Raw genomic sequence first — 21939 nt, forward strand, 5'->3', positions numbered from 1 at the left:
GTTAGATACCCTCAGTCTGCCTGAGCAATTCCCTGAGCCGGCGCGAACGCCGGGCTCGGGAGAGCAGGGTGGTGAGCAGGTAGTCGGCGTCAAAGGGCTTGGTGATGTAGTCATCGCCCCCGAGGGCGGCGCCTATGATTTTCTGGTCGGGGTGTGTTTCGCTGGTCAAAAACAGGATTGGGATTGGGTCAAGTCGCCGGTCCTGGCGGAGAATCGCCGCCAGCTCGGTGCCGGATACTTCCGGCATGATTACGTCCAGCAGCACAACGTCCGGTTCAAATGCTCGCGCGGTCTCCAGCGCGTTCATCGGGTCACTAACCGGATAAACCGCCAGTCCAGCCTGCTCCAGCAGTACCTGATTCACCTGCAGAGTGGTGTCGTCATCGTCAACCATCAGTATCCGGAACGGTGGCGAATCCTTACGGTCGGTGAATTCGTGGGCAAGGTCGATCAGTTCGGTTTGGGAAATCGGTTTAGACAGGTAGCGTGAAGCGCCCGACCGGAACGCGGCAAGCCTTGCTTCCATATCATCCCGGACCGAAACGAAGGCCACAGGGGGCAATCGTCCCACGGTGCGCTTGAGTAATTCAATAACGCGGGGCCCAGCGTTGCGCTCATTGCCGAAAATGACATCCATGATGATCAAATCCGGGGTTGGCAGTATCTCGAACGTATCGCCATAGATGGTGGCCGATAAAAACACCTGGGCATCAAAACCGGCTGCTTCCAGCCACAGCAGCATTTCGTTGGCGACCAGCTCGTTATCTTCAATGATGTGAATTTTGCGGCTGCCCGGAAAGAACCGCTGATCGATTTCGGGCTCCTGGTCAAAATCCATGGTGCGCATTTTCTGTACCAGGCTCAGCATTTCGCTTTGTTTTTCTTCCGGGTCACGCGGATTCATGCTGAACCAGCCATCAATCAGATCGAGCAGGCGCTTGGCGGCGTCGGACACCGAGTGAAGGCCGACAGAGCCGGCGGAACCGGCCAGTTTGTGCACCTCCTGGTAGGTCATGTTGAGGCCCGAGCGCACGGCGGCACCGTCCTCGGCGTATTCGCGGTCCACCGGAATGGTACTGATCAGGTACTCCAACCGGTCCAGACGCCTGGGAAGCCGTTCCTGGTAGCTTTGTCGCAGCTGTTTCAGGCGTGCCTGTGGACTATCGAGATCCTTTTTAATGTCCATGTGCATTGTCCAGCATCCGTCCGGGTTGGTTGGAGAAGTGTTATCCCATAGTGGAACATAGCCCAATCGTCGGGGCTATTCCAGTAAGCGGAGAGTAGGGCTTGGCGGGGAGCTTGGTCCCACGCTAGTATTGGTTCGGGATAAAAAATATCTATAAAACAATCGGATTAATGGTGCCAACAATGATAACTCGCCCGCTAAAAATGGCCGCGCTTGCGCTGCTGTTTGCTTTCAGTCCACTCAGCCTGGCTGAGGACAGTTTCACACTGCGCCTTGCGCAGACTTGGGGCCCGAATTCACCGATTCTCGGCGAAACCGTAGAACACATGGCCAAGATGGCCGAAACCATGTCCAGTGGCCGGCTCAAGATTCGTATCGATGCCTCCAACAAGCACAAGGCGCCGTTCGGCATCTTCGATCTGGTGCGCAATGGTCAGTACGACATGGGTCACACGGCGTCCTACTACTACAAGGGCACCATCCCTAATGCCATGTACTTTACTACCGTACCGTTTGGCATGATTGCCCCGGAGCAGTACGCCTGGTTCTACCACGGCGAGGGCATGGACCTGATGCGCAAGGTGTATGAGCCACATGGCCTGCTGTCGTTTCCGGGTGGTAACACCGGCAACCAGATGGGCGGCTGGTTCCGCGAAGAGATCAATTCCCTGGAAGACCTGAAAGGCATCAAGATGCGCACGCCAGGCTTTGCCGGTGAAGTGATGTCGGAGCTGGGGGTTGCGGTGACCAACATTCCGCCGGGTGAGCTGTATAGCGCACTGGAACGCGGCACCATCGATGCCTTGGAGTGGGTCGGTCCGGCCCTGGACTTCAGCATGGGCTTCCACCAGATCGCCAAGAATTACTACTCGGGCTGGCAGGAGCCGGGTGCCGAAGTGCAGTTCCTGATCAACAAGCAAACCTGGGACAAACTACCCAAGGATCTGCAGGAAGTGCTGCGCGTGGCCATGCGTACTGCCGCCTATGATATGTACATCCAGAGCACCCACGAGAGCGGCGTGGCCTGGGACAAGATGAAAGAGAACTACCCGGACGTGACTCACAGAACTTTCCCGCCGGAAGTCATTGAGGCTCTGCGCAGCGCCACCAACAAGCTGCTCAAAGAGGCCGCCGAGAACGACCCGCTGGCGAAGGAAATTATCACGTCCCAGCGCGAGTACCTGCGGCAGGTGCGTCAGTGGACCAATATTTCAGACAAGGCCTATCTCGATAGCGTGGCCGGAGAATAACGCAGAGGCAGGCATCAGCCTGTAATGGGCTGGTAGTAAGCTGATAGCAAGGGGCGTTGGGGTTTCGGATTATCCCAACGCCCCTTTTTGTTTGCCCCGCTTTCTGAAAAAATAGCTTGCTCATTCCTTGGGCAGGTCAGATGAAGAAAACACTCCTTTCACTGCGTGAACTTTCCAAACACTTTGGCGGCAAGACCGTTCTCGATGCCCTGGACCTCGACATCCTGGATGGTGAGTTCATCACTCTTCTTGGTCCTTCAGGCTGCGGTAAAACCACGCTGCTGAGGCTGATTGCGGGGTTTGAGCATCCGGATGCCGGCACTATTACCCTCGATGGCACCGACCTCACTCAGTTGACGCCTGAACACCGGCCTCTTAATACGGTTTTCCAGCACTACGCGCTGTTCCCGCACATGTCGGTTTTCGACAACGTGGCTTACGGCCTGAAAATGGAAAAACGGCCCAAGCACGAGATTCGCCAGCGGGTGGACGAAGTGCTGGCAATGGTTCAGCTGCAGGACTTCGCCCGGCGCAAGCCGCATCAGCTGTCCGGTGGCCAGCAGCAGCGAGTGGCGATTGCCCGCGCGGTGGTCAAACGCCCACGCCTACTGTTGCTGGACGAACCCCTGTCGGCTCTGGACTACAAGCTGCGCCGAACCATGCAGATTGAACTCAAGCGCCTGCAGCGGGAACTGGGCATCACCTTTGTGTTTGTAACCCACGATCAGGAAGAGGCGCTGTCCATGTCCGACCGGGTGGTGGTGCTAAAGAGTGGCATGGTGCAGCAGCTGGGCACCCCGCGGGAAGTGTACGAGCGGCCGGCCAACCTGTTCACCGCCGGCTTTGTCGGCGAGACCAACCTGTTTCCGGGCCGGGTGCTGGGCCAGGACGATGATAGCCTGCTGGTGGACGTGCTTGGGTTCAGTCGCAAGCTGCGGCGCCCGGGTTTTTCGGTTCAGGACGGCCAGCCAGTACACGTGCTGTTGCGTCCGGAGGATATCCGGGTGCTGGATCCCAGCGGCGACCAGGGTGTCGCCGGCAAGATCGTCGAGCGCAACTACAAGGGTAGTACCCTGGATTCGGTGATCCATCTGGAAGACGGTACCGAAGTACTGGCCAGTGAGTTCTTCGACGAGGATGACCCGATGTTCGATTACCGCCTCGGCGAGCCGGTCAGGGTAAGCTGGGTTGACGGCTGGGAGTGGCTGCTCCCGGAAGAAGCGGATGAGATCGCCGACAAGGAATTGTCGGCTGATGCATAGTATCCGGCAACAACCCTTTAAAACGGCGGTTTTGGCCCTGGTCTGGGGCTGGCTGCTGTTCCTGGTACTGACCCCCAACCTGCTGGTGGTGGGCGCGAGCGTGATGACCCGTGACCCGGCCACGTTCCTGTCGCTGCCGTTTAACCTTGATGCCTACCGGCAGCTGTTCGATCCGCTGTACCTGGACGTTTTCCTGCATTCCCTGTACATGGCGGCTATGACCACGCTGATCTGTTTGCTTATCGGTTATCCCTTTGCCTGGGCGCTGTCGAAAGTCGCCAAACAGCGGCAGTTGCTGCTGATCTTCCTGTTGATCGTGCCGTTCTGGACCAACTCCCTGGTTCGCACCTACGCCCTGAAGCTGATCCTGGCCACCAATGGCCTGCTGAACAAAGCACTGTTGTCGGTGGGGCTCATCGAGGAGCCATTGCAGATGCTGTACACCGAGGGGGCGGTGATCATTGGTCTGGTGTACCTGCTGCTGCCGTTTATGATCCTGCCGCTGTACTCGGTGTTTGATGATCTGCGGCAGGAACTTCTTTTGGCCTCGCACGATCTGGGCGCGGGCCGCCTGGCGACCTTCGTGCATGTGATCGTGCCACTGACCCTGCCGGGCGTGCTGGCGGGCGTGATGCTGGTGTTGCTGCCGGCCATGGGACTGTTCTTCGTGCCGGATATCCTGGGCGGGTCCCGCAACCTGCTGGTGGGTAATGTAATCAAGAACCAGTTTCTGGATGCCCGAAACTGGCCGTTCGGTGCGGCTGCCAGCATTGTATTGACGCTGACCATGGCGCTGCTCATGTTTGCTCATAAACTGAGTAAGCGGCGCCTGGGTGAGGAGGGCGCCTGATGAAAACCTGGCTGCCCAGAACCTACCTCACTTTGGTGTATATCCTGCTGTACGTGCCCATTGCGGTACTGGTGGTGTTTTCATTTAATGACGGCCGCACCGGTTATGACTGGGGCGGACTGAGCCTGCGCTGGTACGAGGCACTCTTCAACAACACCGCCATGGTCCGGGCCATGTGGAACTCCCTGTGGCTGGCCTTGTCAGCCGCCACCGTGTCGACCCTGATTGGCGCCTTGACCGCCCTGGCGCTGCATCGCTACCGGTTCCGGGGCAAGCGGGTACTCAACGGCATGCTGTTTGTGGTGATGATGTCGCCGGAAATCGTGCTGGCAATCTCCCTGCTGGCGCTGTTTCTGCTGGTCGGCTTGCAGCTTGGCTATGTGTCACTGATGTTGGCCCATGTGACCTTTTGTCTGCCGTTCGTGGTGATTACCGTGATGGCGCGGCTCAGCGGCTTTGACGAAAGCCTGCCCGAGGCGGCCCGGGATCTGGGCGCCAGCGATTTCATCATGACCCGTACCGTCCTGATACCGGCCATCATGCCGGCGCTGCTGGCGGGCTGGTTGCTGGGCTTTACCCTGTCTCTGGACGATGTGGTGGTGAGTACCTTCGTCAGTGGCCCGAGTTATGAAATTCTGCCCCTGCGCATCTATTCTATGGTGCGTGTGGGGCTGAAGCCCGAGGTGAACGCCCTCGGCACTCTGTTGCTGGTGTTTTCACTGGTCATGCTGATGTTATCCCAATGGATTCTGATAAGGAGCAAACGATGAAGAAACTGGCACTGGCCGGCCTGTTGGCAGTAAGTCTGACCGGCTGCAGTTCGGAGGAGCCCAAAGTCCTCAACCTGTACAACTGGTCAGAATACATGCCCCAGGAAGTACTGAACCGGTTCCAGGAAGAAACCGGAATCCAGGTGATCTACACAACTTACGACAGCAACGAAGCCATGTACGCCCGGCTGAAACTGCTGGACGACAACGCGGCCTACGACCTGGCGATTCCATCGACTTATTACGTCAGCAAGATGCGTCAGGAAGAATTGCTGATGCCCATCGATCGCAGCAAAATCGATGGCTTTGAAAAGCTGGATCCGGAGTTGGTGAACCTGGATATCGACCCGGAAAACCAATACAGCGTGCCGTATCTCTGGGGCACCACCGGGCTGGCTGTGGACACCTCCGACATCGAGGGCGAGCCGGTCGACGCCTGGGAAGACCTGTGGGATGAGCGCTTTGAGGGCAAGGTCATGCTGACTAACGACATGCGCGAAGTTTTCCATGTGGGCCTGCGGGTGCTGGGTTACTCCGGCAATAGCACCAACCCGGAGGAAATCGAAGCCGCTTATGAAAAGTTGTCCGAGTTGATGCCGTCAGTCCGGACCTTCAATTCCGATGCGCCGCGTATGCCTTACCTCGAGGGTGAAACCGACGTCGGCATGATCTGGAACGGCGAAGCGGTGATGGGCAAGGACTCCATGCCGGCATTGGAGTATGTCTACCCGCAAGAGGGCATTATTGCCTGGCTGGATAGCTTCGTGATTCCGAAGAACGCCAAGAACCCGGAAGCCGCGCATCAGTTCATCAGCTTTGTACTTCGGCCTGAAATTTCCGCCCTTATCAGTGAGGAAATCGGCTACGCGACGCCGAATCTGGCGGCCCGGGAGGTGTTGAGCGAGGAAGTGGCTAATAACCGCGCCAGCTACCCGTCTGCGCAGGATATGCTGAATGCCGAATTCCAGACCGACATTGGCGATGAAGCCCTGCAGATCTATGCCAAATACTGGGAAATGCTGAAATCCGGGCGCTAGATCGGGTTGTGATTAAGCAGGCGCGCTTAACAGGCGTACTAAAAAGGGAGGCTTCGGCCTCCTTTTTTTATTGGCCGATGGGGCCGATATGTGCTGTATTGATCTATAGTTAATATTTGATTCTTATCCAGTTCAGGTCCCCAAACCAGATGCCTGTGGCCCGCTCCCTGCACCTGATTATCTTGTTTTTGCTGGCGCTGATGCTGCCCGGTACAGTCATGGCTGCGCCTCAGCCGGTGACCGAGGGCTGGGAATATCGCTGGGGAGATTCTGCCGTTGATGCAGATGGTGCCCCCAATTGGGGCCAGCAGGACGCCCCGGGCGAGTGGCAGAGCATAGGCTTCCCTTCCAATCCACCCGATCGCAATGATCAGGAACACGTTTGGTATCGTGTAACCCTGCCATCCGGTGATTTCCAGGAGCCTGTGCTTTACATATTCAGCGTCGACATCATCTTTCAGGTGTACCTGGGTGGCGACAAGATCTATCAGTACGGAACTTTTGATAGCGACGGCCGAGGCTCATTTGAAGGCTGGCCCTGGCACGCCATACCTTTGCCGGAAAACTACCACAGCGAGCCGATCTATTTTCGGGTGTTTTCGGACTACACCGACATCGGCCTCTGGGGCGAAGTCGCGATTATGGACTACACCAACCTGGTGCTTTTCATCCTGAAAAACTCCCTGGAGGCGTTGATTGTCGCGGGCTTTGCCGCCCTGATTGCGATCCTGGCACTGATTTTCTCCCTGCTGCAATCGGAAAAAAGGACCTTCGCCTGTATTGCCCTGCTGGCCATGTCTGCCGGCCTGATGCTGGTGGCTGAAAGCCAGGCCAGCCTGCTGATCTTTTATAAGCCACTGTTGTGGGACTATCTGGCCGCCGGCTCTTATTACATGCTGCCGGTGGCCTTGGCCCTGATGCTGGAGCACTGGTTGTCTGATCACCGTCCCTGGCTGATTAACCGGATCTGGAAGCTGCATCTGGCATACCTGATGGGCGCACTAGGTTTGTCCCTGTCCGGGCTGGTGGATTTGTCGTCGACCTTCCCGCTTTTTGATGCCCTGTTTCTTATCACTGTAACCTGTATGGCTACGGTGGCGGCGCGCCGGTTCCGTCATCTATTACGGGAACAACGGGTTTTGCTGCTGACCTATGGCGTATTTTGCGGCTTGTTGGTGGCCGAGATGGCAGTGGCCCACGGCGTGTTGCCGTGGGGCCGGGTACCGGTAAGTTGGGGCATACTGGTGTTCTTGCTGGCAGTGGTGGTGATTGCCCTGTGGCATTACGCGCGCACTCAAAAAGCGTTGACTCAGTTGGCGATTTCCCTGGAGCAAAAGGTGGCGGAGCGTACCGAGCGAGCAGAATCTCTCGCTCGCCGCGAGCAGGCGCGGGTGCGACTGCTGACCTTTGAAAACGAAAAAAACCGGGTGCTGGGCGATATGATCACCAAGTTGCAGGACTGTTTGAACCTGGGGCAGGCCTACGCCGTTCTGACCGGCAGCTTGCCGGACTTGTGCAGCCCCCTGCGCGGTGCGTTGTATCGGCGCACGCCCGAGGAGGCCTATGAGAGGCTCTCGCAATGGGGTCAGGAAAGCGAGAGTTTTGCTATGCCACTTCAGCTGAATACCAGCGATGGTTTGCCAAGGCCTTCGGAGCTGCCGCCGGCCTCGTCCGAGGCGGCGACATCGGTTCGGGAACGGTCGAGGGCCAACCAGCAGCTTTGTTTCTGGATGAACGTGGAAACAGCCAGTGACGGCCTGGTGACCGATAGTGTATTGCTGTTGGAGAGTGAGGGCCTGTTCGATGTTGCCGGGAGCGAATACGGCGTGGCACGGCTCTTTGCGGTGTTGAATCAGGCAATCCAGCGCATCGGCATCACCCTGTCGAGTATCTCCCTGCGGGAGGAGCTGCAGAAATTCTCCTATGAAGACGCATTAACCGGCTTGAAGAACCGCCGCTCCTTCGATCAGCTGTTTCAGCATCAGTGTGCCGTAGCTCAGCGCGGACGCTCTCCGCTGTCTTTACTTGTCGTTGATATCGACCATTTTAAGGTCTTCAACGACACCCACGGGCACGAAGCCGGTGACCGGGCGCTGCAATCCGTTGCCTCTGTGCTGCTCAACCAGTTCAGGGAAAGCGACATTGTGTGTCGATTTGGCGGCGAGGAGTTTGTGGTGATACTGCCGGGGGCGTTGACTGACGATGGCAGAGAGCGGGCCCAAAGCCTATGCGATGCTGTTGCCAACGTTGATGTGATTTTCGAGGGCCGGAATCTTGGCGCGGTGACGGTGTCGGTGGGAGTGGCCAGTTGGCCGGAGACTGATGGTGAGCCGCGCCAGCTTCTCAGTCTCGCTGACCAAGCGCTGTACCAGGCGAAGGAAGAAGGGCGTAATCGGGTCTGGATCCACGGAGGCCAGGCCGCCTGAGCGTACCTGGCCTTCGCAGTTGCCGTATCTCGCTTAGTGCCAGATGTCGCTGTCGATCTTCTCGTGTAGCTCGGGGTAGTCCTTGGACTTGAAGTGCGGAACCACACCCTCTTTGCGCTGACTGAGGTAGTCCTTGGTCAATTTCACCACGGTGCCGGAGAGCAATACTATGGCAATCAGGTTGATCGAGGCCATCAGACCCATGGACGCATCGGCGGCGTTGAACACGGTCACTACGGCCTCGTAGCCACCCCAGACCACCATTGCCAGGGCTGCACTGCGCAGCAGATTCAGTGCCAGAGCGTTGTCACCCCCCAGATAAACCAGAGCGTTTTCCGCGTAGGTGTAGTTGGCGACAATAGAGGTGAAGGCAAAGAATAGAATCGCAATCGCGATGAAGTAATTGCCGAACTCGCCAATATGGCCCGCCATGGCGTCCTGAGTCAGTTGGGTGCCGGTGACGCCGTTGCCAGGCTCAAGTACGCCCGAGAGCAGGATCATCACTGCGGTGGCGGTACAGATCACAATGGTGTCGATGAATACACCGAAAGCCTGGACCAGCCCCTGGGAAGAGGGGTGATGAGGCGCAGGTGTCGCGGTGGCCGCGATGTTGGGAGCTGAACCCATACCTGCTTCATTGGAAAACAGACCGCGTTTGATGCCATTCAACATGGCCGCGGTGACCGAGCCGGCAACGCCGCCGGTGGCTTCGGTCAGACCGAAAGCGCTTTTCACAATCAACGCCAGAACGTCTCCTACCTGATCGTAATTCACGATCATAATGCCCAGCGCAATCAGCACGTAGCTTCCCGCCATGAACGGAACGACCAGTTCGGCGAACCGGACAATGGAGCGAAGTCCGCCGAAGATCACAATCCCGGCCAGTACCGCAACAGCAACGCCAACGTAAAGCTTGGGAATACCGAAGGCACCTTTCATGGCGTCGGCAATGGAGTTGGCCTGAACTGCGTTGAAGACCAGTCCGAAGGACACAATCAGGCAAACGGCGAAAATACCGCCGGCCCAGGGCGCGCCAAGGCCCCTGGAAATATAGACCGCGGGGCCGCCGCGGTACTGGCCTTTGCCATCGCGGCGTTTGTAGAGCTGGGCCAGGGTGCTTTCTGCGTAGCCGGTGGCCATGCCGACCAGAGCCACCATCCACATCCAGAAGATGGCGCCGGCGCCACCCAGGTAGAGCGCAACCGCGACACCGGCCAGGTTGCCGGTGCCAACCCGCGAAGCAAGGCTGGTGCAAAGCGCCTGAAAGGGTGAGATACCGTGGACATCGCTCTCACGGGAGCCGCGAATGGCACGGATCATTTCGCCGAAATGCAGGAACTGGAGGCCCCCGAGGCGAATGGTAAAGAATACGCCAACGGCCAGCAGGCCGTACACAAGGACGTAGCCCCAGAGTATGGAGTTTAGAAAATCAACGACCGCAGTCATGGTGCTTCCTGTAGGAAATCTGGTGGGATAATTGGGTTAACTACTCACACCACCAAAACAGGGCACTTGGCGTTGGACGCCACCCGATGGGAGACGCTGCCGAGCAGGATGCCGTCTTTATCGTTGTGGGTACCCTTGGTACCCACAACGATCAGGTCGGCTTCCTTGTCCTGAGCGAACTTGGTGATCACTTTTGACGGCCGACCGCCTTTGACGAAGCCCCGTACCTTGGTGGCGCCGTGCGACTTTGCCAGATCTTTGGCATGGTTGACCACCTCTTTGGCATATTCCGAGAGCACTTTATCGGGAATGTCCATGCTCGGAGGCCGACCAATCGACAGCGATGCCTCGAACAGGCTGTGGTGTTTGTACACGCACAGCAGGTAGATCTCGGCATCGGTTAGCTGCTGCAGTTCAATGGCCTTGTCCATGGCCTTAAGGGATGTCTTGGAGCCATCAACGGCAACCAGGATCCTTTTGAACATGGTTCTCTCCTTAAGCCTCTGGGCCGGTTATGGGTCAATCCCTGAAGGCAACGTCACGCAGGAACAGGGCAATGTCCGGGAACGCGATGATCAACCCGGCAGCTGCCACCAGGATGAAGATGAACGGTGGCGTGCCACGGATTACCTCTAGATACGGCCGCTTGAAGATGGCGATGGCCGTAAAGATGTCGCAACCAAACGGCGGCGTTGCCGAGCCAATGGCCACCTGCAGGGTAATGAGTACGCCCACCAGGACCGGATCGAGTCCGGTGGATTGAATGGCCGGTGCAAAGATCGGGGTCAGTACCAGGATGACCACGATCGGATCGACGAACATGCAGGCGATGAAGAACGCGATGCAGATTGCGATCAGCACGCCAACCGGACCGGCCTCGTTAACGCCAACTGCCTCCAGAATGGCTTGCGGGATCTGGGCAAACGAAATGATCCACGAAAAGCCGTTGCCCACGGCCACCAGGATGAACACCACGGCGGTGATCAGGCCGGTGGACTTGGCAATGCGATAGATATCCGCCAGTTTCAGCTCCCGGAACACCACGAATTCCAGCAGGAAGGCGTAGAGCACACACACCGCAGCCGCCTCGGTCGGGCTGAAAATGCCGCCGTAGATACCGCCGACAATGATTACCGGGAAGAACAATGGCCACAGGGCGTCGCGGACCGACACCGCGCGTTGGCCCCAGGAGGCTTTGTCCTCGGTAGGCACGTTGTTCTTATAGGCGTAGATCAGGCAGTAGATCGAAAACATGAACAGGATCAGTACGCCAGGCCCGATACCGGCTATGAACAGCTCGGCAATGGAGGTTCCCGAGATAACCCCGTAAATGATCATGCCAATGCTGGGCGGAATCAGGAAGGCAATGTCACTGGCGTTGATGATCAGGGCCAGGGTGAATGGGTCTGAGTAGCCGGCTTTCAGCATTTTCGGACGAAGCGGCGAGCCAACGGCGACCACGGTAGCCTGGGTGGACCCGGAAACGGCACCAAACAGGGTGCAGGAGGTTGCGGTGCTGATTGCCAGCCCGCCTTTGAAGTGGCCAATGAAGGCCATGACCATATTGATCAACCGGTCGGCCGACTGGCCTCGGGTCATGATGTCAGCAGCCAGGATAAACATGGGCACGGCAATCAGCGAGGCTGGCCGGATTCCTCCCATCATCTGCTGGATAAAGGTGCCCATCTGGCCAAAGCCATCGAACATTGTTACAAAGCCGAACACCGCGGCGGCGATCAGCGGAACCATCATCGGGAAGCCGAGCAGCAACAACCCGATCATGATCAACATCATTGTAGTTGCCATGTTTTCTATCCTTACCTGGTATCAGCTGCGTGGTTCATACTTCCGATTCGGTATCGCTGTAGCCATCAACCACCCCGGTTGAGAGATACACGTCCTTGCTGGTCAAGTTCTTGACGGCGGTCAGAAAGTACTGAATGCCGGTGATGGCGAAGCCAACCGGTGCCCAGACATAAATCCACCAGATTTCGAAGCCGAGCGCGGGCAGGATCCGGCCGCGACTGTAGAGAGTCTCGACGTAACCAAATGAGTGATAACACAGGAAAAACATCACCACGGAGGTGAAGAGGGCAATGAAGATCATCAGGACCTTGCGGCCTTTGGCGGGGAAGGCGTCGTAGACCGCGGACATACGGATGTGGCGACCATGGCGTGCGGCGTAGCCTATACCGGCAAAAGTGATCAGGATGATGAGGATCCGGTTAATCTCACCGGAGAAGAACAGCCCTTCGCCAAAGACAAAACGGGCAATGACGTTTACGCAAGTGTTGATGGCCATGAGGATGACCCCAACCGCCAGCATTACCGCTTCAATCTTACTGATCCAGACATCGATGGTTCCCAGAAACCCGGGTAGGCCCGATTCGTAGCTGCCTGTATCGTCCTCAAGATCCGGGGAGTTCTCGGACATGGGTTCTGCTCCAGAACATGCTGCGCCCGGCCGGTAGGCTACCCCCGGCGGCGCGGGGTTAAGAGACAGGCCCGCCGGCTGGCGCCGGCGGGCCGTGGTGCATCAGGAATGATGCGGGTCAGATTACTTGCTCTGAACTTCTTTCAGGTCTTCCTTGAACTGGTTCAGCAGCTCTTTGCCGCTTTCGCCGGTCATTTCGATGTACTTCTGCTCAACCTGAGGAGCGCGATCCTTGAATGCCTTGATCTGCTCATCGTCCAGACGGGTCACAGTAACGTCGTCAGATGCCTTCTGAATCTTGGCCAGTGCTTCGTCGGCCAGACCATCGATGTGCTTGATGATTTCTTCGAAGGCGTAGTCGGAGGCCATCTGAACCAGCTCTTTGTCTTGCGGTGCCAGATCCTCATAGAAGCTCTTGTTCGCCATCATGGCGGTGGTGAACCAACCATGGCTGGTGAAGACGAGGTTCGGGGATACTTCATACAGACCGCCGGACTCGATCCAGAAGATCGGGTTTTCCTGGCCTTGAATCATGTTGGTCTGCAGGGCGCCGTACACTTCACCCCAGGGCAGTGGAGTCGGGGTGGCACCAAAGGCGCTGTAGGTTTCTGACAACAGCGGGTTAGTCATAACCCGGATCTTTTTGTTGTTGAAGTCCTCAGGCTTGGTCACCGGCTCGTCCACAGTAACGACCATCTCGCCTTCCGGGTACATCTTCAGCAGCTCAAGACCCTTTTCTGCATACAGCTCGGGGAAGTCTTCGTTGATTGCATCACTTTCACGGAAGAAGGTGATTACCGTGTCCATGTCGGTGGGCATCAGATAAGGAATGAAGAAAATCTGTGCTTCCGGAATCAGCGCGCCGGTGAAACCAGGAGACTGGTTAACAAAGTTCAGAATGCCGGCCTGGGTCTGCTCCATGATGTCGTCAGACTCGCCCAGCTCGCCGAAGCGATAGATCTGCAGGGTGTGCTCGGAGTTGTTCTCGATGTATTCCTTGAATTTATACGCGAACACGTCTTGAACGTCGCCCTCGTACTCCTCGTGTGCATAGCGCCAGTTGGCGGCGTTAACAGAGTTGGCGGCGGTCATGGCCGCAAAAGCGAACGCGGAAATTCCGGCCAGTTTCTTGAGTTTACTGATGCTGCTCATCGTGTTTTCTCCGTCCATTTTTTTAATGAAACTTAGCATTCCATCAATAAAGACTGGCAAAACAACGACGTTTTCGCAAGGAAACCACCAAAACAATAATTTCAAGCCATAGTTTTGAACTGATATTGCAAGTGCATGAAATTAGAACTTATTCGGGTTTTAACGGCAAAGTTCGATAAACAGCCGGAACTCCGAGACCACCCGGTCGACGCTGTTCTCGAGCCGGTGGCCATCAGGCAGCACCAGCGCCGGCAGCGCCTGCTCGCGAGCCAGCTCAAGCACCGGCATCACCGGCACCACGTCATCGTCCCAGCCGTGAATGATCTGGCAATGGCGGGCCTGAATCTTCGGGCTGGACTGTGGGTAGCCAGCCATGGCCAGGGCCGGGGCGAGCAGGAAACAGCCCAGTACCGGTAAATCGGCGCTGGTTTGCGCACAAACCCAACCGCCCATGCTCGAGCCCGCTAACACTGTTCGGGCCGGATCGGCGCCGGCCTCGGCCATGGCTGCGGCCATCTGCTCAAGGCGGGTCGCGGGCACCTTGGTGCTGCGATGGTCAACCGCGATGGCGGTCACTCCGGGAAAACTCTCGGCGACGGCTTTCATGGCCTGAATCTTGGTGCCACCCGGACCACTTTCCAGGCCGTGGGATAGTAATACATGCAGGTGGGGGGTGGTCATAGTCCATGCTCCGGGTTGCTGGTCAGCGGTATTTAATCCGGGTTCTAGCGTTATTCTGCCCGGGTTTGGGCCAGGATATCGAGGGCACGACGACGGTGGGCCGGATCGTAGATGTCGATGGTGAACATCAGTTCGTCCACCTCCACGCTGGCCAAGAGCTCATCAAGCTGCTGGTTCAGGTCGTTGGCATCGCCCATCATTTGCAGCGAGAGAAAGTCCTGCACACTGGCCTTCTCACCAGCGTTCCAGAGCCCGTTCATGGACTCGACCGGTGGACGCATCCACAGCGGCTGGCCTCGAAACAGGGAGAGAATGCGCTGGTAACTGGTGGTCGCCAGGAACTTGGCCTCGGCCATGGAATCGGCGGGAATGGCCGGAACTGCGAGCATGGCGTAGGGTTTGTCTAGCTGTTCTGAGGGCTGGAAGTTCTCCCGATAGACTCGCAGAGCCTCGCGATACAGTCGCGGCGCAAAGTGACCGGCGAAGGCATAGGGCAGGCCACGCATAGCCGCCAACTGGGCACTGTAGAGGCTTGAGCCCAGGAGCCAGATCGGCACCTCGGTGCCTGCCCCGGGAATGGCCTTCACTGCCTGGCCCGGATGCAGCGGCCCCAGCAGCTCCTGAAGCCGAGCCACATCTTCCGGAAATTGTTCCGCACCCAGGCCATCCCGGCGCAGGGCCCGCGCGGTAACAGGGTCAGTGCCGGGTGCCCGACCCAGGCCCAGGTCAATGCGCCCCGGATACAGGCTTTCCAGAGTGCCGAATTGTTCAGCAATCACTAGCGGTGGGTGGTTCGGCAGCATGACGCCACCAGAGCCAACCCGAATCTGGTTTGTTTTGCCGGCAATGTGGCCAATCAGAACCGAGGTTGCAGAGCTGCTGATGCCCTCCATATTGTGGTGCTCGGCCAGCCAGAACCGCTGGAACCCCAGGGCCTCCGCGTGCTGGGCATAAGCGACGCTGTTGGCCAGTGTGGTACCAACGGAATCGCCCTCGCGAACCGAGGCGAGTTCGAGCAGGGAATAATCAGGTCGGGTGCGCATGGGGCTCCAGCAACATTCGTTTGTGAGACGGAAATCATGGTGCCGAAGTGGCAGGGTTTCAACCCGCCCGCGGGCATTCCCCCGATAGCTGGGTTACCATGGCGCGCCCGTGCTTCATGCTTTTTGCTGTGGTGATCCCATGCGCCTGATCCTGAGCCGAAAAGGCTTCGATTCCTCCGCCGGGGGCTGCCCTAGCCCAGTGCTGCCCGGTGGCACCCTGTGTGTGCTGCCGATACCCGATGCCCAATCCCGAATCCGTTACGACGACGTGCGTTTTGGCGAGCGCAGGCTGGGCAAGTTGGCCCGGGATCTGAGTGGTGGCCGGGTTCGGGGCGGCGACGGTGCTCACCTCGATCCAGACTTACTGACGGAAGCCTATCCCCGTGCAGAAAACTGGCGGCCTGTGCTTGGCCAGACCGGTGCTGCCCAGGGCCATCTGCGCAACCAGGGAGTGACGGCCGGCGACCTGTTTCTGTTCTTCGGGGTGTTTCGTTACGCCGAACTCTGGCGTCGGCGCTGGCGTTTTGTACCCGGCACCCGGCCATTTCATGCGCTCTGGGGCTGGCTGCATATTGGCGACGTGGTGACTGTCGATGAGATGTCGGAGCCGGACTTGCCCTGGGCCCGGTATCATCCGCATTTGCACGGTCAGCCCGATCCCGGCAATACGCTGTATCTGGCCTCGAATGGCGTCCAGTTGCCGGGTCTCGGCCAGGAACTGCCCGGGGCAGGTGCGTTCACCGAGCTGGATGCGCCCCATATTTTGAGTGACCCTGAGGGCCGGTTACCGACCCAGTGGCGGTTGCCCGCCGCCTTTTATCCTGGCAAGGAGCGGCCGCCCTTGAGCTACCACACCAAGGCCGATCGCTGGCGGCTGGATGCACCCTGGTGTTACCTGCAGTGCGCGGCCCGGGGCCAGGAGTTTGTTCTGGATCTGGCGGCTTATCCCGAACTGAATCCCTGGCTGGCGTCGCTGCTCAGAACTGGCCATGACGACCGGCGCCGCCCTTGAAGCGCTTGGCACCTTCCAGGGCCTCCTCAAAGACCACCGGATAACCGCCGGCGCCCTCGGCTACCAAAGCCTCGTGGGCGCTCAGGTCCCACTGGTGCAGGGCCGAGGCCCGGTCAGCAAGCAGGCACTTTTGCGGAAAACCGGCAAGGGTTGCCGCCAGATCCCGGGCGGCGTCCAGGGCAGAGCCATCGGGCACCACCCGGTTGGCCAGCCCCATGGACAGGGCTTCGTCTGCCTTGACCGGTCGCCCGGTCAGGATCATATCCAGAGCGTGACCCTGGCCAACAATGCGCGGCAGGCGTACGGTGCCGCCATCAATCAGCGGCACGCCCCAGCGTCGGCAGAACACGCCAAAGACAGCCGAGTGTTCAGCCACGCGCAGATCGCACATCAGGGCCAGCTCCAGGCCGCCCGCCACCGCATAGCCGGACACCGCGGCAATCACCGGCTTGGACAGAGACATCCGGGTTGGCCCCAGGGGACCATGACCGATGCCATGGGGATCGACTTCGTTGCGGCGCTCGGGATCGTCGAGGGCCCCCAGATCGGCGCCGGCACAAAAGTGGCCGCCGGCGCCGCACAGCACCGCGACTTTCGCGGCTTCGTTCTGTTCAAAGTCGGTGAAGGCCTTGCGCAAAGCGTTGGCAGTGGGTCGGTCGATGGCGTTGCGTTGGTCCGGTCGGTTCACGGTGATGGTGACAATGCCATTGTCGAGCTCGGTAAGAACGGAAGCGGTGGTCATGGCTGGGCCCTGCGCAATTGACGTGATTGATCCATAATTTGGTATTACCCCTAAGATAGCAGGGCATCGGGCTAACTTGTTGGCCACACGAAACGATTGAAAAGGGAAAGCAACAATGGCGGACAGCTTTTGGCAAGCCGTGACTGAACAGCTTAAAAAGAATCTCGGGGATTCCCTGGAGGCCCTTGGAGCCGGGGAGGTGGATTGGACTGACCTCGGAGTGGGGGTGATCAGCCAGTTGCTGATTCTGATGGTTTATCTCGGCCTCTATGCCAGCATCTACCTTGCCGTTATGGCAGTGCTAAAATCGGTAGTCGGGCAAAAGCGAAGTAACAGTCACACGTTCGCCCATGTTCGTACCGGCTTGCGCTATCTGGTCGGACTGGGCTTCCTGCTCACTGTGCTGGCCCAGTTTGGCGCCACCCCCGAGTTGCTGCAGTCGGTTGCCAAGGCCGGGTTTATCGCCCTCGGTTTCTACGTCGGCTGGTTGGTGCTGGGCCGAGTCATTGTTGAATCCATGCAGCGCGCCCATCTCGACCCGTCCATCCGGCAGCTGGTGGATAACCTGTTTGCGGTACTGTTGGTCGCCTTCGGGGCCGTCACCGTGCTGGCGCAATTTGGCTTTGATGTCTTATCCATTGTGGCTGGTCTGGGCATCGTTGGCATCGCAGTGGGTTTCGCGGCTCAGTCCACCTTGTCCAACTTCATTGCCGGGGTAACCTTGCTGATCGAGCGGCCATTTCGGATCGGGGACTGGGTCACTATCAATGGCCAGGACGGCAAGGTGGTGAAAATTGCCCTGCGAACCACCTGGTTGCGGACTCGGGACAACATCTTCACGATGATTCCGAACGACAGCGTAGCCTCGTCCGAGATCGTCAATTTCAGTACCGAGGGCGCCATCCGGCTGAACATCTCGGTCGGTATCGCCTACAAGGAGCGAGCGGAGGCGGCCCGCCAGATCATTATGCCGATATTGGAACAACATCCCGAGGTGCTGCAGGTCGCCGACATGATGCCCAAGGTGATGCTGTCGAATCTGGGTGACTCTTCGATTGATCTTATCGTTCAGGCCTGGATCGGCCCGGATAACCTCGATGTACAGCCCAGTATCAAGGCGGAGTTGCTGGAGCAGATTAAAGACGCCCTGGATCACGCCGGCATAGAAATTCCCTTCCCGCATCTGCAGTTGTTTATCGACGATGCGAAAGGTCTCAAACCGGTTATGGAGCCGTTTTACCCGAAACTGGCAGGCCAGTAACACCGGCTCAGATACCTATTTCGTCTATCCCGGAGGATGACTAAGTGCAGCAACACGCGTTCTATGAAGACAACACCACGCTTGCCCAGTATCTGGAGTTCAATTATGGCGAGCAGTGGCACGGCGAGCCGAATTTCCCAAAAGAGCTGGCGGATGCGGCCCTGGGCGCCATGGACGGTCGGACCCTGGGGCGGGCACTGGACATTGGTTGCGCCTGCGGCCGCAGCAGTTTTGAGTTGGCTAGGACGTTTGATCATGTCGACGGCATCGACTTTTCAGCTAACTTCATTCGCAAGTGCAGGGAAATGGCCGCGGACAAGCAGGTTCGCTACGCCCGGCCGGAGGAAGGTGAACTGGTGAGCTATCACGAACGCACCCTGGCGTCCCTGGGGCTGGAGCAAACTACGGAACGGGTGGCGTTTCATGAGGGCGATGCCTGTGCCCTCGACCCTTCGTTCGCGGGTTACGACCTGGTGCTGGCCGGCAATCTGATCGACCGGCTTTATAGGCCTGCGGACTTTCTGACCACCGTGCACGAACGGATCAACGAAGGCGGATTGCTGGCCATTGCCTCGCCCTACACCTGGATGGAGGAATACACGCCCAAGGCTTCGTGGGTGGGTGGTTTCATAAAGGATGATAAGGAATACACCACGCTGGACGGTCTGAAAGACATGCTGGCGCCGCATTTCCGTCTTCTCGGCGAGCCGCGCAGCCTGCCATTCGTGATCCGGGAAACCCGGAACAAGTTCCAGCACAGCTTCTCGGAGTTCTCTGTCTGGCAGAAAGTCAGCGCCTGATCGGCACGGCATTCGCTGGCGTATTGGCGAAAGCGAGTTGTCATCAAAACGTCACGGGATGGGGCTATTGTTAAGCCTCATCAGGACGATTTGCACTGGTGTTGTTCATCGTGTGAATGCTTGGACCGGGGCTTATACCCCGGTTTTTTTATGCCCGCCTATTTGAGCCCAAAGCCTTTGCCTTGTAGGAAGCCCTGCATGTGCGGCCGCAGTTTGGTGGTGAACAGGGGCTTCAGTTGCTCTGACCAGGTAGTGTCCTTGTTGCCATCACTGCGGTCCCGGTAGTACTGGTTCATGGTGCTGTCGAACCCAGACACCTGCTGTTCCTCCTGATCGTCCCGGTAGTAGTCTTCCATCAGAATGCTATCTACCGGCAGTCGTGGCTTAACCTCCGGGTTCTGGTCGGGGTAGCCCAGACACATGCCGAATACCGGGTACACATCCTCTGGCAGGCGCAGCAGGCTGCTGACTTCGGCCGGGTTGTTGCGGATGCCGCCGATGTAGCATAGCCCCAGTCCCTCGGATTCTGCTGCCACGGCGACATTCTGTGCCATCAGGGCGGTGTCGACACTCGCTACGACAAGCTGTTCTGTTGTGCCCCGCACCACCTCGGCGCCTGCGCGCTCGGCCGCGTTGGTAGAGCGTTTCATGTCGGCGCAGAACACCAGGAAATCAGAGCAGTCGGCAATGTAGGTCTGACCACCGGCCAGCTCGGCGATAGCCTGCCGGTTTTCCGGATTGGTTACGTGGATCACGGAGTAGGCCTGAACGTGGTTCGACGTGGCAGCGCACTGGCCGGCACGAATCAGCTCGTGCAGAAGCTCGTGGGGAATTTTCTGCTCGGTGAATTTACGAATCGAGCGATGGGACTGCAGAAGTTCGATGGTGGCGTTCATGGCGATCCAGTCTCGGTGAGTAAGGTAAGGAACAGTGACAATAACGATACCAAACGCTACAAAGCAACCTATCGAAAAGTCGATGGGAGCTGCTAATCTCCTAAGAGGCCAGTCTTCTACGTTACCCAGACATCCAACCTAGAGCTTCCATGGAATTGAACCTGCATTTGCCAACCCTGCTGCTGTTGTCGGTTGCCGTTAATCTGATGGTCGGTGGCTTGCTGTGGCTGGTCTATCGGTTGCGGGATCGCCAGGTCTGTTTCCGGCTGTGGACACTTGCCTGCTTGACCTTTGTGGGCGGCAGCTTGCTGGCCTGTGCTGGCTCCGTTGTGGAGGCACCCTTTGTTACCGTGTTTGCCGCTCACCTGTGTCTGGGGCTGTCTCCCTGGCTGGTGCTGGCGGGCATTCACCGCCTCCTGGGACTGCCTCTGGCCGGCGGGGTTAAATCATCTCGGGTACTCGCTGTCTGCGGGGTGGTCTATGTTGCAAGTCTTTTGGCGTCTTATGCGGGCGATTCTTTGATCCCCCGATTGCTGACAGCGCTCTGGTCGGCACTGGTGTTTAGTGTCGCGATCTATCGCCTGGCAAGCTGTGCGCGTACGCCCCGATTGCCGTTCCAGATACTTCAGACCATCTTCGGTATCCACGGCATCCTGATGATGTTGCAGGTGTTGGTGATTGCCACCAGCAAGTGGGAGCTGATCCACCTGGACGTGGATGCCGTGCTCACGCTGATTCTGGCTCATCATCTGTTGCTGGCAACGGCCACTGTTATGGCGCTGCCGCTGCTGGCGTTTACCCAGGCAGAGCGCAATCTGAAGCTGCTGGCCGAGCGCGACGAACTTACGCAGCTGCTGAACCGGCGTGCTTTTCTTCAGGAAGGCATCGCCGCGTTCGAGCAGGCTCGTGCACAGCAAAATACGCTGACGGTGCTGATGATTGACCTGGATTATTTCAAAGAGATCAACGATCAGTGGGGCCACGAAGTGGGCGACAGCGTTTTGAGCTTTGTCGCCACCATCATGACCGAGGAACTGCGGGACGGTGACATCATCGGCCGAATTGGCGGTGAAGAATTTGCCGCCATTCTGAATACCGGCAGTTGCAGGGAAGTGGAAGCCGTTACCGAGCGCCTGCTGCGGAAGATCGCAGAGCGCGGTCAACGGGTGGATGGGCGCGCCCTGAACCTGTCAGCCAGCATTGGTGGCGTCGCGATCTCACCACAAACTCACAGTTTTAACGACATGATGCGATTGGCAGACTCGGCCATGTATCAGGCTAAGGAAAAAGGGCGAAACCGGGTGCAATTTTTCGCCAGCGCTCACTCCGGATCCTGCTGAATTCGTCGAGTGGTCCTAGAATCGGGCCCCTTCCACACTGTTGCGCTGGCGATAGTGAGTCAGCGCAACATTGGCGCCAGCCAGCACAACAAAGAGCAGGATGCCTTTGGGCACCAGGGCGTGAATCTCGGGGTTGGGCGCAGTGCTGGCGGTGACCAGGATCAGGCCCAGAACGTTTCGCGCCAGACGCACGGCGAGCAGCGTGCATAGATAGCCCGACTGTAGGGCAGTCTCAGGCGAGCGCAGGCTGCGACCAAGTGTTGGCATCAGGTGCACGGTGTTGAGAAGCAGAACAGTGAAGATGACAAGCTGAGCGATATTGAAAAACGTCATAATGAAAAGAAAGTGACA

21 protein-coding genes are annotated in these 21939 nt (G+C 58.1%); 10 read left to right on the plus strand and 11 right to left on the minus strand.

Annotation, left to right across the window (positions count from 1 at the left end):
• Nucleotide 1: 1 nt before the first annotated feature.
• Entirely contained in the window at nucleotides 2-1186 is a 1185-nt protein-coding gene (locus QUE89_RS01730) for a response regulator (protein WP_286221580.1), read from the minus strand.
• A 182-nt stretch (nucleotides 1187-1368) separates the two neighbouring features.
• Between QUE89_RS01730 and QUE89_RS01735 the strand changes: the two genes are divergently transcribed.
• From QUE89_RS01735 to QUE89_RS01760, 6 genes are all read left to right on the plus strand, one after another.
• Nucleotides 1369-2436 carry a TRAP transporter substrate-binding protein gene (locus tag QUE89_RS01735; protein ID WP_434784084.1) on the plus strand — a complete coding sequence of 356 codons (1068 nt, stop codon included), beginning with the start codon at nucleotides 1369-1371 and terminating at the stop codon, nucleotides 2434-2436.
• A 140-nt stretch (nucleotides 2437-2576) separates the two neighbouring features.
• Nucleotides 2577-3698 carry a spermidine/putrescine ABC transporter ATP-binding protein PotA gene (gene potA / locus QUE89_RS01740; protein ID WP_286221581.1) on the plus strand — a complete coding sequence of 374 codons (1122 nt, stop codon included), beginning with the start codon at nucleotides 2577-2579 and terminating at the stop codon, nucleotides 3696-3698.
• Nucleotides 3691-4548, plus strand: a complete 858-nt coding sequence (gene potB / locus QUE89_RS01745) for a spermidine/putrescine ABC transporter permease PotB (protein ID WP_286221582.1) — start codon at nucleotides 3691-3693, stop codon at nucleotides 4546-4548. Before potA ends, potB begins: the two co-directional genes overlap by 8 nt.
• On the plus strand, nucleotides 4548-5318 hold the full coding sequence (gene potC / locus QUE89_RS01750; protein WP_286221583.1) for a spermidine/putrescine ABC transporter permease PotC: 771 nt from the start codon (nucleotides 4548-4550) through the stop codon (nucleotides 5316-5318). The genes potB and potC overlap by 1 nt, the downstream gene beginning before the upstream one ends.
• The gene (locus QUE89_RS01755) at nucleotides 5315-6355 is read left to right on the plus strand and encodes an extracellular solute-binding protein (RefSeq protein WP_286221584.1); all 1041 of its coding nucleotides are present in this window, start codon (nucleotides 5315-5317) and stop codon (nucleotides 6353-6355) included. The genes potC and QUE89_RS01755 overlap by 4 nt, the downstream gene beginning before the upstream one ends.
• A gap of 149 nt (nucleotides 6356-6504) precedes the next feature.
• Nucleotides 6505-8781: a sensor domain-containing diguanylate cyclase gene (locus QUE89_RS01760; protein WP_286221585.1), complete on the plus strand. Its 2277-nt coding sequence runs from the start codon at nucleotides 6505-6507 to the stop codon at nucleotides 8779-8781.
• A 33-nt stretch (nucleotides 8782-8814) separates the two neighbouring features.
• Here the strand turns inward: QUE89_RS01760 and QUE89_RS01765 are convergent, their stop codons facing one another.
• From QUE89_RS01765 to QUE89_RS01795, 7 genes are all read right to left on the minus strand, one after another.
• Nucleotides 8815-10227 (minus strand): alanine/glycine:cation symporter family protein, encoded by a 1413-nt coding sequence (locus tag QUE89_RS01765; protein WP_286221586.1) that lies wholly within the window; start codon nucleotides 10225-10227, stop codon nucleotides 8815-8817.
• 44 nt (nucleotides 10228-10271) lie between these two features.
• Nucleotides 10272-10712 (minus strand): universal stress protein, encoded by a 441-nt coding sequence (locus QUE89_RS01770; protein ID WP_286221587.1) that lies wholly within the window; start codon nucleotides 10710-10712, stop codon nucleotides 10272-10274.
• Between the two features lie 34 nt (nucleotides 10713-10746).
• A complete protein-coding gene (locus tag QUE89_RS01775; RefSeq protein ID WP_286221588.1) occupies nucleotides 10747-12033 on the minus strand; it encodes a TRAP transporter large permease in 1287 nt (428 codons plus the stop codon).
• A 34-nt stretch (nucleotides 12034-12067) separates the two neighbouring features.
• Nucleotides 12068-12661: a TRAP transporter small permease gene (locus QUE89_RS01780; protein WP_041340711.1), complete on the minus strand. Its 594-nt coding sequence runs from the start codon at nucleotides 12659-12661 to the stop codon at nucleotides 12068-12070.
• Nucleotides 12662-12784: 123 nt separating this feature from the next.
• Nucleotides 12785-13813 carry a TRAP transporter substrate-binding protein gene (locus QUE89_RS01785; protein WP_286221589.1) on the minus strand — a complete coding sequence of 343 codons (1029 nt, stop codon included), beginning with the start codon at nucleotides 13811-13813 and terminating at the stop codon, nucleotides 12785-12787.
• 159 nt (nucleotides 13814-13972) lie between these two features.
• Nucleotides 13973-14494: a YqiA/YcfP family alpha/beta fold hydrolase gene (locus QUE89_RS01790; RefSeq protein ID WP_286221590.1), complete on the minus strand. Its 522-nt coding sequence runs from the start codon at nucleotides 14492-14494 to the stop codon at nucleotides 13973-13975.
• A gap of 50 nt (nucleotides 14495-14544) precedes the next feature.
• On the minus strand, nucleotides 14545-15537 hold the full coding sequence (locus QUE89_RS01795; RefSeq protein WP_286221591.1) for an LLM class flavin-dependent oxidoreductase: 993 nt from the start codon (nucleotides 15535-15537) through the stop codon (nucleotides 14545-14547).
• 139 nt (nucleotides 15538-15676) lie between these two features.
• Between QUE89_RS01795 and QUE89_RS01800 the strand changes: the two genes are divergently transcribed.
• Nucleotides 15677-16549, plus strand: a complete 873-nt coding sequence (locus QUE89_RS01800) for an Nmad3 family putative nucleotide modification protein (protein WP_286221592.1) — start codon at nucleotides 15677-15679, stop codon at nucleotides 16547-16549.
• On the opposite strand, the gene QUE89_RS01805 is transcribed toward QUE89_RS01800, so the two are convergent.
• On the minus strand, nucleotides 16515-17291 hold the full coding sequence (locus QUE89_RS01805; protein ID WP_286221593.1) for a crotonase/enoyl-CoA hydratase family protein: 777 nt from the start codon (nucleotides 17289-17291) through the stop codon (nucleotides 16515-16517). The genes QUE89_RS01800 and QUE89_RS01805 overlap by 35 nt on opposite strands.
• A gap of 115 nt (nucleotides 17292-17406) precedes the next feature.
• Here QUE89_RS01805 and QUE89_RS01810 point away from each other — a divergent pair, with 115 nt between their 5' ends.
• Together QUE89_RS01810 and QUE89_RS01815 are read left to right on the plus strand one after the other, a co-directional pair.
• Nucleotides 17407-18552, plus strand: coding sequence for a mechanosensitive ion channel family protein (locus tag QUE89_RS01810; RefSeq protein WP_286221594.1), 1146 nt, complete (start codon nucleotides 17407-17409; stop codon nucleotides 18550-18552).
• 44 nt (nucleotides 18553-18596) lie between these two features.
• Nucleotides 18597-19352 carry a putative 4-mercaptohistidine N1-methyltransferase gene (locus QUE89_RS01815; protein ID WP_286221595.1) on the plus strand — a complete coding sequence of 252 codons (756 nt, stop codon included), beginning with the start codon at nucleotides 18597-18599 and terminating at the stop codon, nucleotides 19350-19352.
• A gap of 158 nt (nucleotides 19353-19510) precedes the next feature.
• Here the strand turns inward: QUE89_RS01815 and nfsA are convergent, their stop codons facing one another.
• Nucleotides 19511-20248 carry an oxygen-insensitive NADPH nitroreductase gene (nfsA, locus tag QUE89_RS01820; protein WP_286221596.1) on the minus strand — a complete coding sequence of 246 codons (738 nt, stop codon included), beginning with the start codon at nucleotides 20246-20248 and terminating at the stop codon, nucleotides 19511-19513.
• 149 nt (nucleotides 20249-20397) lie between these two features.
• On the opposite strand from nfsA, the gene QUE89_RS01825 reads away from it, so the two are divergent.
• A complete protein-coding gene (locus QUE89_RS01825; RefSeq protein ID WP_286221597.1) occupies nucleotides 20398-21588 on the plus strand; it encodes a GGDEF domain-containing protein in 1191 nt (396 codons plus the stop codon).
• A 15-nt stretch (nucleotides 21589-21603) separates the two neighbouring features.
• Here the strand turns inward: QUE89_RS01825 and QUE89_RS01830 are convergent, their stop codons facing one another.
• Nucleotides 21604-21855: a hypothetical protein gene (locus tag QUE89_RS01830; RefSeq protein WP_286221598.1), complete on the minus strand. Its 252-nt coding sequence runs from the start codon at nucleotides 21853-21855 to the stop codon at nucleotides 21604-21606.
• Nucleotides 21856-21939: the final 84 nt, after the last annotated feature.

Source organism: Marinobacter sp. LA51 (assembly GCF_030297175.1).
GTDB classification, from domain to species: Bacteria; Pseudomonadota; Gammaproteobacteria; order Pseudomonadales; family Oleiphilaceae; genus Marinobacter; species Marinobacter apostichopi.

Excerpts from the sequence above, each read along its gene's own strand:
- nfsA (WP_286221596.1), bottom strand. The coding sequence starts at position 20,248 with ATGAACGCCACCATCGAACTTCTGCAGTCCCATCGCTCGATTCGTAAA.
- QUE89_RS01810 (WP_286221594.1), top strand. The coding sequence starts at position 17,407 with ATGGCGGACAGCTTTTGGCAAGCCGTGACTGAACAGCTTAAAAAGAAT.
- QUE89_RS01760 (WP_286221585.1), top strand. The coding sequence starts at position 6,505 with ATGCCTGTGGCCCGCTCCCTGCACCTGATTATCTTGTTTTTGCTGGCG.
- QUE89_RS01730 (WP_286221580.1), bottom strand. The coding sequence starts at position 1,186 with ATGGACATTAAAAAGGATCTCGATAGTCCACAGGCACGCCTGAAACAG.
- potA (WP_286221581.1), top strand. The coding sequence starts at position 2,577 with ATGAAGAAAACACTCCTTTCACTGCGTGAACTTTCCAAACACTTTGGC.
- QUE89_RS01765 (WP_286221586.1), bottom strand. The coding sequence starts at position 10,227 with ATGACTGCGGTCGTTGATTTTCTAAACTCCATACTCTGGGGCTACGTC.
- QUE89_RS01785 (WP_286221589.1), bottom strand. The coding sequence starts at position 13,813 with ATGAGCAGCATCAGTAAACTCAAGAAACTGGCCGGAATTTCCGCGTTC.
- QUE89_RS01735 (WP_434784084.1), top strand. The coding sequence starts at position 1,369 with ATGATAACTCGCCCGCTAAAAATGGCCGCGCTTGCGCTGCTGTTTGCT.
- QUE89_RS01790 (WP_286221590.1), bottom strand. The coding sequence starts at position 14,494 with ATGACCACCCCCCACCTGCATGTATTACTATCCCACGGCCTGGAAAGT.
- QUE89_RS01825 (WP_286221597.1), top strand. The coding sequence starts at position 20,398 with ATGGAATTGAACCTGCATTTGCCAACCCTGCTGCTGTTGTCGGTTGCC.
- QUE89_RS01795 (WP_286221591.1), bottom strand. The coding sequence starts at position 15,537 with ATGCGCACCCGACCTGATTATTCCCTGCTCGAACTCGCCTCGGTTCGC.
- QUE89_RS01755 (WP_286221584.1), top strand. The coding sequence starts at position 5,315 with ATGAAGAAACTGGCACTGGCCGGCCTGTTGGCAGTAAGTCTGACCGGC.
- QUE89_RS01800 (WP_286221592.1), top strand. The coding sequence starts at position 15,677 with ATGCGCCTGATCCTGAGCCGAAAAGGCTTCGATTCCTCCGCCGGGGGC.
- QUE89_RS01770 (WP_286221587.1), bottom strand. The coding sequence starts at position 10,712 with ATGTTCAAAAGGATCCTGGTTGCCGTTGATGGCTCCAAGACATCCCTT.
- QUE89_RS01805 (WP_286221593.1), bottom strand. The coding sequence starts at position 17,291 with ATGACCACCGCTTCCGTTCTTACCGAGCTCGACAATGGCATTGTCACC.
- QUE89_RS01830 (WP_286221598.1), bottom strand. The coding sequence starts at position 21,855 with ATGCCAACACTTGGTCGCAGCCTGCGCTCGCCTGAGACTGCCCTACAG.
- QUE89_RS01775 (WP_286221588.1), bottom strand. The coding sequence starts at position 12,033 with ATGGCAACTACAATGATGTTGATCATGATCGGGTTGTTGCTGCTCGGC.
- potC (WP_286221583.1), top strand. The coding sequence starts at position 4,548 with ATGAAAACCTGGCTGCCCAGAACCTACCTCACTTTGGTGTATATCCTG.
- potB (WP_286221582.1), top strand. The coding sequence starts at position 3,691 with ATGCATAGTATCCGGCAACAACCCTTTAAAACGGCGGTTTTGGCCCTG.
- QUE89_RS01780 (WP_041340711.1), bottom strand. The coding sequence starts at position 12,661 with ATGTCCGAGAACTCCCCGGATCTTGAGGACGATACAGGCAGCTACGAA.